Below are 15,664 nucleotides of genomic sequence, written 5' to 3'. Positions count from 1 at the left end.
TACCGTGCATCTGTTAAGTATGCACTGCGTAAGCAGCGTACTTTATGTTCAGTCAGCGGAGGTTATTATGACGATCAATCAGTTACCAGCTACAGCACTCGAAGAGCTCGAAGCCAGAAGACGGGCTGAAGAGCGGGGCGTGAGTGAGACGTCATCAGTTGTCTCTCCGGCTGAGCGGGCTGAAGAGGTCCGCGACAGTGAGCGCGAGGCGGATGAACGTCAGCAGGAAATACGCCGCGAAGAGCGACTGGAACAGGAGTATCGTCAGGAAGCGCTGCAGGAAGAGCGTCAGCGTGAAGCATACAGGCGCGAGGAGCGTACGGCAGTGATTGAAGAACGCCAGCTCCGGCGGGAAGAGGACAGGGAAGCGTTGTTGCGTGAAATAGAAGCACGTCGTGAAGAAAGACGGCAGGAAGCATTACTCCAGGAAGAACGCCTGGCCTCATTGCAGGAAGAACAGGTTCAACTCAGAGAGCAACGTTTACAGCTGCAGCAACAGTCGCAGACCCGGCAGCAGGATGCATCAGAGCAAGCTGATATTGAGAGTTCGCAGGCGGATGAGCCGGCATCACAGGAAGATATTAACGAAACGATTCAGTTGCTCCGGGCTGAGGTGGCCGTGCTGCGTCAGTTGCAGAACATCCGCGACAATGAGCAGGTTTCGCAAGACTTACAGGAAGCTTCACAGGCGCTTGAACAGCAAACCGGCAGAGCGGCTAACCAGCTTCAGACTGGAGCCAACCGGCTGGGAAATTTCATTGATTCGGTGAGCTGATTAATTTAAGCGGGCATCAGGGAAACCGCAGGAAGTGAATAGATTCTGCGATATCCAAATTGTCAGGCCCCAGCAATTCAATTAAGTGAATTAGTTATTTGTAATAAATGATTTATTGCGGCGTTTTCGACTAATTCAATATTATGTAATTATGTCTGTCAAAGTGTAGTTACTACTTTAGACTTTCATTCATGCACCTGAATGGTCTACCTGTGGTGATAGTAGGTCAAAATATTAGTTAGTTTAAAAAAAATATAAAACAAGATATTCCTTGATATTAAGAATCAACTGGAGTACAAAAAACAAACAGTAACCAAGTAATTACATGGATGTAAGTATGGCTAACCTAGTTGTTTGTTGTGATGGTACTTGGAACAACCCATCACAAGAAGATAACGGCATTCCAGCGCCTACGAATGTCGTAAAACTTTACCATTCCCTTAAAACAGATTATGCCGACAAGCAGAAAGCCTTTTATCACCCTGGTCTGGGAGGTGAAGAAACTGGCATATTTAACAGTGTGGTTGATGGTGCTCTAGGAAAAAGCATCAAAAGGCATATTTGCAGTGCATATTTCTGGATTGCTAATAATTACGAACATGGGGATAAAATATTTCTTTTTGGGTTCAGCCGCGGGGCCTTTACAGCCAGAAGCCTGAGTGGATTACTCGGACTTGGCCTTTTAGATTTTAAAGGTGTGGATAATAAAACTAAATGGGAACAGACCCACTCTCTCTTTGAAACCTACAGGTCTAAAAGCCCTGATACTCCCCCCGGTAAATTTCTAAATAACCGCGCTCCGCAGGGCATACACTTTATTGGTGTCTGGGATACTGTAGGTGCGCTGGGTATTCCGAATGACATGGAATTCTTTAATCTTCTGGATAATCCAGCAAAGTGGCGCTTTCATGACACTTCTATAGGCTCTCATATCAAGCACGCTAGACACGCAATGGCTATGGACGAGAAGCGCAGCAGCTTTAGTGTGACAAGATGGAAGAATGCTACGAGTCACCCTGATGTTATTGAGAAGTGGTTTTCTGGTGCGCATTCCGATGTAGGCGGGGGATACGCCAATAATGACCTTTCTGACATCGCTCTAGAATGGATGCTCAAAGAGTCAATAAATAAAGGGCTTAAGATTCGCGAGAACGTTTTTGAACAATTAGCCCCGAACCCGCTTGGAGTGCTCCATAATTCCTACAAGGGAGTATTTGCCAAATTTCGCTCTCGTCCACGAAATGTAGAGTGCATGAATAGCTATCCAGGCAACTTTCACGAAAGTGTCCATACACGGTCTTCAGTATCACCCATAACACACCCTTCATACTGGCCCTGTAAAAGGCTTGATGTGGGTGAGTCTTTCGAATTTGACGTTTTTGCAAAAATGACTTGGAACCCATCTTATATATATATGGAGAAAGGAGAAAAGTACTATTTTTCTGCTGAAGGCGAATGGCAGGATAGTAAAGACATATGTGACTGGAAAGGGACTGAAGATGGAAATCTTACAGCTGGAGATATTATCCGGACAGTTTCATCTTTGTGGGGATACACAGAACGAAAATTTAAACAGCTAACTGACAACCGCTCTACGGATTTTTGGGGGACTAAGCGAGTAGAACGAATGAGATGGTTTATTGCTGTGGGTTGTATTTCAAACGATTCTGGAAATGGAGAGGCTGTCGATAATGACGGTAGTCCTTGCCCCCATCAATACTATGCGCTTCCAAATCATAATTCAGTCAGTACAGCGATAGAAATTGATTCCCCCGGATACTTTTATGCTTTTGCCAATGATGTTTGGGCATTGTATGACAATAATCACGGAAGTATAAAGCTAAGTATCAACCGAATCGAATGATATTATTATTTTTAACTGTGTGGCACCTTGTTTTTCGATTTTTATGAATTTAAAGCTGATCTCTAGATACAAAGAAGGTACGACCGTCATGCAGCGAATGAATTATTATATGAGTGCAATGAGTAAAGCGAAATTTTAGGTTTTAGTTATGGTGAATTTCAAATCATAGTAAAACGATATATGCTATTACATTTTCTTGCTGTTCATTTCAGAAAGCTAAAAATACGCCCCCTCAGTCTTAATTGCTAGAATCATAAAAAATTAGTCTTTAAGGCTTAATTAGATGTGAAGTTTTTTAAAGGCTCTTATCTAAAAGTTAAAATGAAAATTTATGAATAAAAAGTCTACTCTATATACACTGCTTCTCGCTGGTTGTGCATTAGGATGGTTAGTTGGACTATCTGCTTCTCCAGTTATTGCAAGTTTATTAGGAATACTTGTAACAGCTATAATTGGTGTTGGGAACTTAAAGTACATAGGGGAAGAGGATAATTCTCAAGTACTATTTGGTGTTAAAATTATATCACTTATTGTCATAGGTATTTCTATAGGAGCTACAGGGGGAGTGTATACAAGGACCCACGACTTGCTAGGATTCGAAAGTAAATCTGATGTTTTAAATACTATGTGTGGATTATCGACAAACTACGAGATTTTAGAGGCAGAAGTAGACGTTTGGAATAGATTAACAAATATCTCAAAAGAGGAGATATCAAAGCACTTGTTTGGATTGTATTCTAAAAATTGCACTAGTGGAAATGATGATATTATAAGCGATCGTAGTCAATCGAAAGATATGGGTGAAAATTTTAGTAGAGGAGCTCTTTTTTCAAACTCTAGAAATTCTTGCGATGAACTAATCTCTTCAAAAAATTTAAGTAGGGACATGATTGAGAGTAATGAGTTATTTCAAAAAATAGGTGAGCTTCCGATTTCAGATGATATGAAAATGGAACTTGTGAAATTAATTTGCATGTCTTGAGGTACTGGAATGTCTAAAATTATAATTATAATAATTCTATCATCCTTTGCTTTTTTGTCTTATGCTGATGATTTTATATACGAAGATGCTATAGTCAGAATTGTTAATTATGGCTTGCAAGGCAAGGTCGCAAAACAAACAGGGGTGATTATAAGCATAGAGCGGAACGGATCTGCCCGTACTGGGGTGATAACCGCTCTTCATGGAGTCATTGCTTACCCGAAAATAAAGGCTATTTACGAAAATGAAGCACACGAATTATATATTGACGAAGTAGATATCGAAAATGATATCGCCTTTTTAATACCAAAAAATTCATGGGCACCAGAAATAACGAGTTTCAAGAGTTTTACTTCACTAGAGGCTAGAGATAAAGATGCTGAAGTTATTGTGCATGGGTATCCTGGTAACTTTAAAAAGTTAGTAGAAAGAAAAGTAGAAATTCGAACTCCAGAGACTATAAAGATTAGTGATACAGGTATCAGTCAATTATCAACGTGGAGTGCTCGAGGAAGTCCTGTAGTTGATTCTGAATTTATTTTCTTACAGGGTCCGGTAATGCCGGGGGACTCAGGTGCACCTGTTATAGTAAATGAAAGTATCATTGGTATTGTTAACGGAGGACTGGATTATGGTCGGCAGCATTTTTCCTGGGCTATACCATGGAGTATTATTCAGTTGAAAAAAGCCTCAATTGAAAATTCAAGATTGTTAGCACTTCGACGTGAACCTCTTCTAGTATCAATTTTGTTTAATGCGCATGTAGAGCCTAAAGATAGAAATGGAAGTCCATGTTTAGCTAGTGAATATAAATGTTGGGAAAGCTGGATTTACTTAGCCGCAAGAGCTATTAAGCCTTCTATGCCGGAAGTATGTTCGAAATTAGACTCCACTTTAAATGTTACAGTATCTGAAATTCAAGATATTCAAGCTAAACTAGCCTATGAAGTTAAGTTGCATAGAATAGAGTTTTTTAAAGTAGGTATAGTTAAAACAATTGATAGATTAGATAACATCCATCCACCGATAGATTCAGATGAGAAACTATTTTTAAGTTTTGCGTGCAGCCAGTTATCGAATGCATCTGCAGCAAGGGTTGGAAGCTGCTATCAAGGTTTTGCGCTCTTGAGGGCCTTAGGGACTCCTCAGTTTTGTGAAATGAATGGGCATAATGATTCCGCAAGTTGTCAAAAGTTTAGACAAGAAACTACCCCAAAAATGATTGAAGAGAGTTTTAAACAATGTGATTCAGATACTTTTACAGAGGATTGGTCTTTAGAGTATTAATTTAACTATGATTTTGTAAGCCCCAGTTCTTTCGTTACCTTATAATTTTAAACCAAAATAAGAGTTGCTAAAAGCGTATTTCCAGTAGGATTTTTTGCATTACGTAGTTTGCGTAACGCGAATTGCGTAATTGAACAACAAATATAAATTTTATGCGACTACATAGCAACTTTTGGAGAAGATAATGGTGACAAATCTAAAGATGTTACAAGCAGAGTACATTCGCCCTGTAGTGGTCTAGTGAATTAGTGTGATTACCAAGGGATACTGGCGGTATAAGTACCGAGCGATTTTGACGTAATCACACTATCAATGTTGCCTCGCTTCAGCAAGCTTTGCCAGCCGTAACGCAGTGGTATTCATGTTTTCCCTCAGCCAGATATTGCGAACGCCGTTAGCGTGTATGTCGACGTTTCTTTCGGATTTGAGTAGCCGTGATACCTTGGATTGTCCCATGTGTGGGTTAGCTAGGGAGAATTCGATGACGATTTCTTCAATGGCTTTGTCTGTGCGATTTTTGTGATGAAAATCCGGCGTTTCCTGACGTTTTAACGATTCGATTCCGCCTTGTTTTATCAGTTTACGATGGCGGTAAATCGTATTGCGGGAAACACCACTAAGTCGGGATGCCGCTATTTTAGGGGAGGTTTACATTAACAGCTGAGAAGAATTTAGCTCAAATCTAATCTGACGCTGGCACCAGAAAAACTGGGTAACTGTCAGATCAGGTATGAGCTAGTACAATTAAGACTTACGCATCCGCTTGCTTTGTGCAGCGCGTTTTTCGTTACGCTTTTCTTTTCTGTCGTGCTTATCAGGGGTCGCTGAGCCATCTTTGAAGCGTTGTTTCCGGGCTGCTTTCTTCGCCGCTTTTTTCGCTTCGGCTTCTGCGATTTCTATCTTCTCTTTTTCCAGCATAGCGGGCGTTTCGAGTGTGATCCGGCCCAGTTTTCCCGCTTGTAATTCGGTGAGGAGTATCTCGCAGATCTTATGCAGGTTCACACGGCCACCTGTCATGATTGCACCACGCTTGCGGGCGGCATCTTCGAGAAATTCAATCTCTGTATCCGCTATTTCATCCAGCTTAAAGCGGTCTTTCAGTACGTCCGGATAAGCTTTGATCAGATAGTCGGCGGCATAAAAGCCCACGTCATCAAACTCCATTGCGGTGTTCTTAACTGCGCCGGATGCAGCCAGCCGGTAAATGGAATTCGGGTTTTCCTGCTTAGGCCACAGTACTCCCGGGGTATCGAACAGAATAATGCCGCTGCCCAGATTGATCCGTTGCTGGGTTTTGGTTACCGCCGGTTCATTACCGGTTTTAGCAATCACTCTGTCAGCCAGAATATTTATCAGCGTCGATTTACCCACATTAGGGATACCGGTGATCATGGCGTGAATGGCTTTACCGGGGCCGGCTTTCTGAGGAAACATGTCTTTCAGCATACTCAAAATGTGCTTAGTGTTTCCCGGCTCTCCCGTGTTGGTGGTGATGGTGCGCACGCCCCGTTCACTTTCAAGGTAAGCCTGCCATTCCGCCGTCAGTTCAGGATCGGCCAGATCGAACTTATTGAGGATTTTCAGGCAGGGCTTATCGCCACGAATTTTAGCGATTTCGGGATTTTCGCTGGAGTAGGGGATGCGGGCATCCAGTACTTCAATCAGCACATCAACCTGAGATAAGGTTTCTTTTATTTCTTTCAGGGCCTTGTGCATGTGCCCCGGGAACCAGTGTAACGCCACGATATTCTTTCATTCAGCCGGATTTGGCCGTAGTTTACTTCATTTCTGTACGAAATGCGGCGTTATTCGCAGGGCATCAGAAGGGGCGGGACGGGAACAGCCCGTGAATGGTCAGATAAATGATTGCTCGCGGTAAGTCCCTGTGGTCTGTACCACGAACAATGAATGCACAAAGCGGTGCGGATCAGAAATACGCTTTCTTTACCGAGTCATGAATGACAATAAGTGCAGCCTGTATATCGTCTATCAGTTGATGCAGCGCTTCCTGTTTCAGATCTCTGGTTTCAAGCTCCATGAGCATGGCGGATATTTCTTTTACCTTGCTGCTGATGTCCTGCGGTTCAGGTAGTTCCGACAGACATTTTTCCACCTGGCCCAGAGAATGGTTAATGCTACGGGGAAAGGACTTCCGCTTTAACAGGAATTCCAGGATATCAGCCCGCTGAACCCGTAAGCGCATTTCCTGCCGGTATACCTGATAGGCCGATAAAGACTTCAGTACACCCATCCACTGAATGTTTTCAAACGCAGAATGTTCTTCTGACACATCAGGGAGCAATGACGCTGACCGTACATCGATGATCCGTGTGGTCATATCACAACGTTCAAGATGCCTGCCAAGTCGCAGGAAGGCATAAGCCTGATCGCGGTTCATGGTGCCGCCGACAAGACCGGTGATTGCCTGGTTACCTTTTATTATTTTGTTTAAACAGGTGAAACGGTGACGACGGGTCAGCACGCTCTGGCTGTCAGCCTTCGCCTGCAAATGCACGTTATTGATTTCTTCCCAGGCTTCAGACGGGATGATTTCCCGTACAATGCGGGCATTTTCCCGTGCTTCTGCCAGCGAATTAATGATAGACCCGGGATTACTGGTGTCGGTTACCATAAAACGGATAACACTTTTTTCATCAGCCGTTTCATAGTTTGCATAGAAACTCTCGCGGATGGAAAGCATATCCACAATCGGCTCCCAGCCCAGGGTGACACTACGGGGTAAATCCAGTAACAGGTGAGTATTTACCTGAATCAGGCGCGCAGTATTCTCAGCCCGTTCAAGATAACGGGCCATCCAGTAAAGATGATTGGCAACACGTGACAGCATCTTATTCGTCCTCCATGTCAACAATCCAGGTATCTTTACTTCCTCCGCCCTGGGAGGAGTTCACCACAGTAGAGCCTTTTCGCATTGCTACCCGGGTCAAACCGCCTGTGGTAACAGAAATATCACTGCCGGATAAAATAAACGGACGCAAATCAAGGTGCCTTGCTTCGGCTTTATTATCGATTAAAGTGGGCGCTGTAGACAGCAACAGCATAGGTTGTGCAACATAATTGCGGGGGTCGCGGCGAATGAGCCTGACAAACTTTTCCCGTTCCGCTTTGGTTGCATGGGGCCCGATTAACATGCCATAACCGCCGGATTCGTTTGCGGGCTTAACCACCATCTCATCAATATGTTCGATGACGTAGTCACGCTCATCTTTGTTAATGCATTTGTAAGTAGGCACGTTTGGCAGCAGGGGTTCTTCATCCAGATAAAAGCGGATGATGTCAGGCACAAAAGCATAAACCACTTTGTCGTCTGCCACACCGGCGCCGGGCGCATTCGCCAGCCCCACATTGCCAGCCTTCCAGGCGCGCATCAGCCCCGGCACACCAAGCATGGAGTCTTCACGGAATACTTCAGGGTCGAGAAACGCATCGTCGATACGGCGGTAAATGACATCTACCCTGGCCAGCCCTTCTACTGTGCGCATATAAACGATATCGTCATCGCCCACTACAAGATCGCTGCCCACCACCAGTTCTGCACCCATTTGCTGGGCCAGATAGGCGTGCTCAAAATACGCAGAATTATAGATACCGGGGGTGAGTACAACGATTTCCGGTTGCTTCGTCTTTCGGGGAGAAAGCTGGCACAGCATGTCGTAAAGTTCTGACGGATAATCGTCTACCGGCAGGATGTTGTACTTTTCAAACATGTCAGGAAAAACCCGTTTCATAACATGACGGTTTTCCAGCATATAAGAGACGCCGGAAGGGACCCGCAGGTTATCTTCCAGCACGTAAACGGTGCCGTGCTGATCGCGGACTAAATCTGAGCCGCAAATATGTGCCCACACGCCGTGTTTAGGTTTAACGCCAAGGCATTCCGGAAGGAAGTTCTTTGACTGGGTAAGAATGTCTTCGGGAACGATACCGGCATCAAGAATTTTCTGCTCGTTATACAAATCGTCGATAAACATATTCAGCGCTTTTACCCGCTGCTTCAGGCCAAGCTCAATTTGTGACCATTCTTTTTTATCGATAATGCGGGGAATAATATCGAATGGCCAGGCCCGGTCGATGGAGCCTTCTTCCTCGGTATAAACGGTAAAGGTGATCCCCATCACGTGGATTGCCGTGCTGGCGGCCACCTTATATTCCTCGATATCTTTGTCGGATAAGTCTCTTAAATAAGAGCACAATGATTTTGCTGCCTCTCTTGGCTTATTACGGCCTTGAATCAGCTCGTCATAAAACGGGCCGGTAGCATAATTTCCCCATCTGATTGCCATGGCCTGATCCTTCATTTTTTTGTGTTTTATTTATACTCATCTAATCGTGTTTCTGACCAAAAATCAATCGCTAATATGTCAATTTAGTGACAAGATTTTGATTGCGTATCTTGCGCCGGGCATGCATGCTTAGCCCCATGCTATATTGTGTTTTATCACTTTTTAGAAAGGTGAATTGTGACTTATTGTCTTGCTATAAAAGTAAACAAAGGACTTGTGTTTGCTTCTGATTCCCGCACCAATGCGGGTGTGGACTACATTGCGACGTACAGCAAAATGTGGCGTTTTTGCTGGCCCGGCGAACGTTCTATTGTGTTACTGACGTCCGGAAGTCTGGCAACGTCTCAGGCGGTGGTGAATGCCATCAAGCGTGATCTGGAAAATCCGGAATCGAAATTTAATCTTCGCGCCGGAAAACATCTTCATGAACTGGCAGACTACGTTGGCAAGCTGAGTCAGGCAGAGCAAAAGCAACATGCCGAAGCCATGGAAAGATCAGGCAGCAGTAATGAGTCTAATTTTATCATTGGCGGTCAAATCGCCGGTCAGCCTCACGAAATTTTTCTGATTTACCCGCAGGGGAATTACATTTCTGCGTCAGACGATACGCCGTACCTGCAAATAGGTGAGAACAAGTATGGCAAGCCCATTCTGGACCGAATTTTATCCGGTGCCACGTCGCTTGAGGATGCTGCCCGCTGTGCCATCGTATCGCTGGATTCCACCATCCGCAGTAATATTTCGGTAGGGCCGCCGGTGGAGCTGGCTATGCTGACAGCAAATCAGGTGGAAGCGCCGTATCATCAAACGTTTACCCTGAACAGCCCCATGTATAAATCCATGCAAAAGCAATGGACTCAGGGGCTGAAGCGCACGTTCAACCGCTTACCCCGTTTTGAATGGGAAAAGAAAGCGGAAACAGGGTCTGCGCAAAAGTAATCTTAAAGCCGCTGATGCAATAAGTCGTGTATGAACGACAACTTCTCAAGCGCCGGGTAGGATATGACAAACGGATACGCGTCATCCTGCCCCATGCTGCGGTTCAGGGCATTTAACACTGTGGTCAGCCTGCACCAGTCTTCAAATATTCGCTGGAAATCCGTTTCACTCGCACGCCGGTAGGTTTCTGCCAGCGGGTTACCCAGGCGGTTCTGCAAAATATTGATGCTGTATTCGGTAGCAGTTTCCAGCGTATCCACAATGTGCAGATAGTGCGCCCAGCTCTCAGCCCAGTCTTCCCAGGGATGCATGCTGGCATAGGCGCTTATCCATGACGACTGCCAGTCCTGAACCGGCCCGTTGGCGTAATAGATCTGCATTGATTTGGTGTAATCCTGTCGTTCATCGCCGAACAGGCTTCTGAATTTTTCCAGATGAGGGGAGTTCTGGATCAGTGTATCCCAATAATAATGCCCGGACTCATGACGGAAATGACCGATAAGTGTCCGGTAGCGCTCATTCATCTGTTCACGCATTTTAAGACGTGAAGCGTCTTCAGCCTCTTTCAGGTTTAAGGTGATAACGCCGTTACAATGCCCGGTGATGACCGTTGATTTTACTGTGAGCTCTTCGCCATATTCGTCTTCCTCCGTTTCATCCTCAAGAAAGCGGAAGCGAAGTTCGTTTGCGTTTTCCACACCGTGTTTCCAAACGTCCAGCCCCAGTTTACTTAAGGTGTAAATTAACTGGCGCTTGGCCTGCTCCATACGGAACCATAATGACAGGTTGTCCGGCTTGGAGAGATCCGGAATGGTCTCAGTTAACCGGCAGGACTCGCACAGCGAATGGTCCTCTTCTGCGGGAATCAGCCAGTTACATACCTGATACTCACTGAAGTTGGTACAGGGACGGTACGCTTTACCGTTAAGACAACTTATCCAGTGACCGTTGTCATCAATTTCACAGGCAGATAACGTCATTTCCTGACTGATGAAGCCCACCGGCCGCTGGCAGGACAAACAAGTTGAGTTGGCGAAATACAGAGTGTTGCCACATTCGCACTGGTAGTTCTTCACGGTTAAACCTGACTAAACGAGCTGTATAAAATGTATAGCATGTTTACGCGAATAAAGATTGCGCGGCTATGAAATAAATCCTGTTTGAGACAGATTAAATGTAAACGTAGATCAACGGGTCTTCAGGGGCCATGAACTGACGGTTATGACTGTGCACGACGGCTTTACATTTTTCACCGTTCATCACACAGCACACACCGTTAAGCGGCAGGCTCTGTTGCTTGAGCCACTGCGGTTGAAAAGACATCAGCGGTTGTCCGGCTTTGACTTTCTCACCGGCTTTTACCAGACGCATGCAACGCTCGCCCATCAGAGAGTGTCCTGCCGGCAGGAGGTTAATGTGCAGTCTGAGGCCGTGACGGGTTTTAATGATAACCGCATAGCCGGTTTCGGGAATACTTTCTATCAGGCAGTCTGCCGGTGCGTACAAAGTATGCCCGGCGTAGGTAAATGCCAGTGCCGGGCCCCACATACCGGCAGCATAAAGCGGTGCATTAATTGACGCTAACTCTGTACGGGTGCCGTTAAGCGGCGCACGCAAAATAATTTCGCGGTTGAACGAGGCCGGTTTTTCTGAAGTAAAATTCATGCAGGGAAGCCGCTATTGTCCGACGATGGTGTAGCCATCCTCCTGCAATGCAGTAATGGCGTCATTCAGTTTGTCCGCTTTGACCAGAAAAAAATCTGTGTCGAATGTAGAGACAATAAACATACTGACTTTGGCTTTTGCCAGCACTGTCCCCAGGTTCGCCATGATCCCTACCATAGACAATTCAAGGGGGCCTAACAATTCAAGCGCCCGCCAGCCTTTATCAGATTCCAGTGACACAAGATTAACAGAGGAAGGTACGACAACCGACAAGGTATCTTCCGTCTTGCCAATGAAAAATAAATCACTGTTCAATACCGGAGCCGGAATGGCGGAGTTAGGATCGAAGGCATGGATAGTAAATTCACCGTCAATGACGGCTAACGTCTGCTTTTTCATTATCTGATGTCGTCCGGAACATGTCATATTATTAAATCATCATACTTGAATAACTTCTACGTGTTATCCACTTTATCTGTGGATAAGTTTGTTGAGTAGTATGTGTGTGAAATGTAACTCCATGAAATTGTTTAATAAAAAATACTGGTTAAACAATGGTCAGTGGATAACTATTGCCATAGTTCAAGCATTTTCCACAAGCTGTGTCTACCTTTGTGTGAAAAAAATATTGGAAAAAACTGGGTTTTCTTTAAGCTGTGTGTATTGACACTTCATATTTAGTCTGGAGCAAATCATGAGCGACTCAGCAGGTGACTGGCGGGATTTAACAGTAGCAGATGCAGTGGAAACCAGCACCTTTTATGAAAAGGTACTGGGATGGCAAAAAGAACCTCTGGACATGGGCGGCTACAATGACTTTGTTATGAAAGATGCAGACGGACAGGTAAAAGGTGGCATTTGTCACCGGAGAGGCCCGAATCAGGATGTGCCTGCAGGTTGGATCCCGTATTTTACCACCGGTGAGTTTGATGAAGCCTTATCGCAGGTTACGGCATGTGGCGGGGAGCAACTGACTGCCGTGAGAACACACGGTACGGCAAGGTTTGTGTATATTAAAGATCCCTCCGGCGCCTGTTTTGCACTTTACAGCGATGGCAGCGGGTCGTAATTCAGCAAAGGATTTTGCGGTCATGACATGACCGCCATCAACTGCTAAAGTACTCACAAATAAAAAGAAGTGAAGGGATAACACGTTGACTGCGCCACTGAATATTTACGCTGGCCCGGGCGCACTGGCCACATTAAAAGAGCACGGTTTCTATCCGCTGCTGTTCAATTACTTCCTCGGCGCGTCCGGCGGACCCAAATGGTTCGTGCTGGCGGGTCTGGATCGGGTGCTGTTTCCGGAATGGTTCGATGAACGGGGAGGGCAGGTGCAGGTGATTGGCTCATCTGCCGGGGCATTCAGAGCCGCATGTGCCGTTCAGAGAGACCCATTGGCGGCCATCAACCGGCTGGCACACCATTATTCACACACTGTGTATTCTGCCAAACCGTCAGCAAATGAAATTACCGTAAAAGCCCGTGAACTTATCAGCCATGTGCTGGGTGAAGAGGGTATTGACGATATTCTGCTGAACCATCGTTTTAAGGCGCATATTTTCGCCGTACGTTGCCACCGTGCTATGGCATCGCGGGGGCGCATTACCCAGTTCCATGGCCTTGCCATGAGTGCAGCTGCCAATGCTGTTTCAAGACGTGGTCTTAACCGCTTTTATACCCGCCATATTTTTTCGGCACCGGACAGCGATTTTACTATTCACGATCCGTACAACCTGAACACTGAACGGACAGAACTGAGTATTGTGAATACCCGGGATGCGTTACTGGCATCCGGTTCTATTCCTCTGGTACTGGAAGGGGTAGAGAAAATCGTTGATGCACCTGAAGGGGTGTACAGGGACGGCGGTATCACCGACTATCATTTTGACTTGTCTTTCGGTCCCCGTGAAGGGCTGGTGCTTTATCCGCATTTTTATGACAAGCCTGTTCCGGGCTGGTTTGATAAAGGCCTGAAAAGACGGGTACCACACCGCAGCAGTTACGATAACGTGGTGATGCTTGTACCGTCGGCAGAATTTGTTTCATCTTTACCTTACGGCAAAATCCCTGACAGAAAAGATTTCGATGCCCTTGATCCCCAAACCCGCATAAAATACTGGCAAACCGTGCTTAGAGAGACCGACAGGCTGGGCGAGTATTTTATGGATATTACTGCCAGCGGAAAAATCATGGATGAAATTAAGCCACTGCCTTTTCCAATGCTGAGCGACTAACAAAAGTTAACACAGAAAGCCCGTTTTTCATTTACAGGAGCGGGCTGCTCTTCTCTCTTTGGTTCTTCATCTTCCTGCTCCCGGCTGGCAGATCTTTTCATGACTTAGCACGGCTTCAGCAAGATATGCCAAAAAGCTCCGGCGCAGTCAAAAACACCTGTCGACCATAATTTATCTATGGCAGTCTTGCCTGAAACAACGAATGAAATGATTGAAGTGTCTCTGCTGCAATCATTTTCTGAGCATGAGAACGATAAAAATGACAACAATGCAAACTTCTGCGGCGAACCATGCAAAACGTATCGCGTCTATTGATATCCTCCGGGGGCTGGTGATGCTCTTTATGCTGGTGGACCATGTTCGCGAACGGTATTTCTATCATCAGCAGGTTGGTGATCCCATGGACGTGGACATTACCAGCCCGCAATTATTTTTCACCCGGATGAGTGCCCATTTCTGTGCACCGGTATTTGTATTTCTGACCGGGTTGTCTGCGTGGTTATACTCCCACCCTGCGAACAAGCCTGCACGCTCTGCAACACCGTTCTTATTTAAACGGGGTTTGTTCATTATTTTCATTGAGATTGCAGTGATCAACTGGCTGTGGATGGGCACCTACGACACATTGTGGTTGCAGGTAATGTGGGCAATTGGCGTGAGTATGGTTGTACTTTCTGTGCTGTGTCATTTACCGGCAAAACTGATTCTGGCACTGGGGCTGTTGATTGTATGTGGTCATAACTTGTTATCACCAATCAGCTTTGCGCCGGGGGAAACCGGCTACACCCTGTGGGCTATTTTACATGACCGCGGCTTTATATTTACCTCCGAAACCCTCCGTATTAAAGCGTCTTATCCTGTGCTGCCGTGGATAGGTGTGATACTACTGGGTTACAGCATGGGGCCGGTATTTTCGCGCAATGTTGCCTCGCCGCAGCGTAAAAGAGTATTGCTGGGTCTGGCTTTATCCATGTGGGGAGTACTACTGGTCCTGAGGGGCTTCAATATTTACGGAGAAGACATGCCATGGGAAACACAGGCAACAGCCATTCAGACCGCGATGGATTTCATTAATTTTACCAAATATCCGCCATCTCTGGATTTCGTGTTACTCACCCTGGGCGGGGCATTTTTAGTGCTGTTTGCTTTGGATACAGTGAACAATAAATTCACACAAATCATTGAGTCATTTGGCTCAGCACCCATGTTTTTCTATATCGTGCATCTATTTGTGCTGCTGGTCAGTTACAACCTTGTACTTGATCTCGCCGGACCGAACTACGATGACTTGTTTGCCTTCGATTATATCTGGCAGGTATGGCTGGTTGCGGCGTTGATGGCAGTGGGGTTGTATTTCCCCACAAAAGCATTTTCTCGCTTTAAACACAACAGTACGAACCCGCTGGTTAAATATTTCTGATGTAGTAAGCGCCTTATTTCCCCTGCGTTTTTGCGCAGGGGAATTACACAAAACCAATGTTCTCTTTCCTGCCTCAAAAGCTGAAACAGTATTCATCTGAGTGAAAAATCAGTTGTCAGCGCCGGTCCTTCCGTTAGTATAAATTTAATGCTGAATTAAGCTGCAAGATGCCACAAAGCAAAGTATCAGAT

The 15,664-nt window shown here is 45.6% G+C and carries 14 protein-coding genes; 8 read left to right on the top strand and 6 right to left on the bottom strand.

Annotated elements, in window-relative coordinates; all coding sequences use genetic code 11:
• Positions 1 to 67 precede the first annotated feature (67 nt).
• From ACXAGC_RS11220 to ACXAGC_RS11205, 4 genes are all read left to right on the top strand, one after another.
• Positions 68 to 775, top strand: a complete 708-nt coding sequence (locus ACXAGC_RS11220; RefSeq protein ID WP_474844459.1) for a hypothetical protein — start codon at positions 68 to 70, stop codon at positions 773 to 775.
• 337 nt (positions 776 to 1,112) lie between these two features.
• Positions 1,113 to 2,639 (top strand): DUF2235 domain-containing protein, encoded by a 1,527-nt coding sequence (locus ACXAGC_RS11215; protein ID WP_474844458.1) that lies wholly within the window; start codon positions 1,113 to 1,115, stop codon positions 2,637 to 2,639.
• A 331-nt stretch (positions 2,640 to 2,970) separates the two neighbouring features.
• Entirely contained in the window at positions 2,971 to 3,621 is a 651-nt protein-coding gene (locus ACXAGC_RS11210; RefSeq protein WP_474844457.1) for a hypothetical protein, read from the top strand.
• A gap of 9 nt (positions 3,622 to 3,630) precedes the next feature.
• Complete coding sequence (locus tag ACXAGC_RS11205; protein WP_474844456.1) at positions 3,631 to 4,908, top strand: trypsin-like serine peptidase; 1,278 nt, start codon at positions 3,631 to 3,633, stop codon at positions 4,906 to 4,908.
• Positions 4,909 to 5,652: 744 nt separating this feature from the next.
• Here the strand turns inward: ACXAGC_RS11205 and ylqF are convergent.
• The 3 genes from ylqF to ACXAGC_RS11190 form a co-directional block, all read right to left on the bottom strand.
• Positions 5,653 to 6,651: a ribosome biogenesis GTPase YlqF gene (ylqF, locus tag ACXAGC_RS11200; protein ID WP_303574093.1), complete on the bottom strand. Its 999-nt coding sequence runs from the start codon at positions 6,649 to 6,651 to the stop codon at positions 5,653 to 5,655.
• 184 nt (positions 6,652 to 6,835) lie between these two features.
• A complete protein-coding gene (locus ACXAGC_RS11195; protein ID WP_474844455.1) occupies positions 6,836 to 7,756 on the bottom strand; it encodes an alpha-E domain-containing protein in 921 nt (306 codons plus the stop codon).
• A gap of 1 nt (position 7,757) precedes the next feature.
• Complete coding sequence (locus ACXAGC_RS11190; protein WP_119501705.1) at positions 7,758 to 9,212, bottom strand: circularly permuted type 2 ATP-grasp protein; 1,455 nt, start codon at positions 9,210 to 9,212, stop codon at positions 7,758 to 7,760.
• Between the two features lie 177 nt (positions 9,213 to 9,389).
• On the opposite strand from ACXAGC_RS11190, the gene ACXAGC_RS11185 reads away from it, so the two are divergent.
• Complete coding sequence (locus ACXAGC_RS11185) at positions 9,390 to 10,151, top strand: proteasome-type protease (RefSeq protein WP_474844454.1); 762 nt, start codon at positions 9,390 to 9,392, stop codon at positions 10,149 to 10,151.
• A gap of 2 nt (positions 10,152 to 10,153) precedes the next feature.
• Here the strand turns inward: ACXAGC_RS11185 and ACXAGC_RS11180 are convergent, their stop codons facing one another.
• From ACXAGC_RS11180 to ACXAGC_RS11170, 3 genes are all read right to left on the bottom strand, one after another.
• Complete coding sequence (locus ACXAGC_RS11180; protein WP_474844453.1) at positions 10,154 to 11,227, bottom strand: zinc-binding metallopeptidase family protein; 1,074 nt, start codon at positions 11,225 to 11,227, stop codon at positions 10,154 to 10,156.
• A gap of 94 nt (positions 11,228 to 11,321) precedes the next feature.
• On the bottom strand, positions 11,322 to 11,816 hold the full coding sequence (locus ACXAGC_RS11175; protein ID WP_474844452.1) for a PTS glucose transporter subunit IIA: 495 nt from the start codon (positions 11,814 to 11,816) through the stop codon (positions 11,322 to 11,324).
• A 12-nt stretch (positions 11,817 to 11,828) separates the two neighbouring features.
• Positions 11,829 to 12,215, bottom strand: a complete 387-nt coding sequence (locus ACXAGC_RS11170) for an ACT domain-containing protein (protein WP_474844451.1) — start codon at positions 12,213 to 12,215, stop codon at positions 11,829 to 11,831.
• A gap of 295 nt (positions 12,216 to 12,510) precedes the next feature.
• Here ACXAGC_RS11170 and ACXAGC_RS11165 point away from each other — a divergent pair, with 295 nt between their 5' ends.
• From ACXAGC_RS11165 to ACXAGC_RS11155, 3 genes are all read left to right on the top strand, one after another.
• Entirely contained in the window at positions 12,511 to 12,885 is a 375-nt protein-coding gene (locus ACXAGC_RS11165) for a VOC family protein (RefSeq protein ID WP_474844450.1), read from the top strand.
• 85 nt (positions 12,886 to 12,970) lie between these two features.
• Positions 12,971 to 14,053: a patatin-like phospholipase family protein gene (locus ACXAGC_RS11160; protein ID WP_474844449.1), complete on the top strand. Its 1,083-nt coding sequence runs from the start codon at positions 12,971 to 12,973 to the stop codon at positions 14,051 to 14,053.
• 259 nt (positions 14,054 to 14,312) lie between these two features.
• A complete protein-coding gene (locus tag ACXAGC_RS11155) occupies positions 14,313 to 15,473 on the top strand; it encodes an acetyltransferase domain-containing protein (protein ID WP_474844448.1) in 1,161 nt (386 codons plus the stop codon).
• Positions 15,474 to 15,664 lie beyond the last annotated feature (191 nt).

Source organism: Alteromonas sp. AWJ4_197, assembly GCF_056160285.1.
The sequence above is the reverse complement of the archived record's forward strand: the minus strand, read 5'-3'. Positions and strand labels throughout refer to the sequence as shown.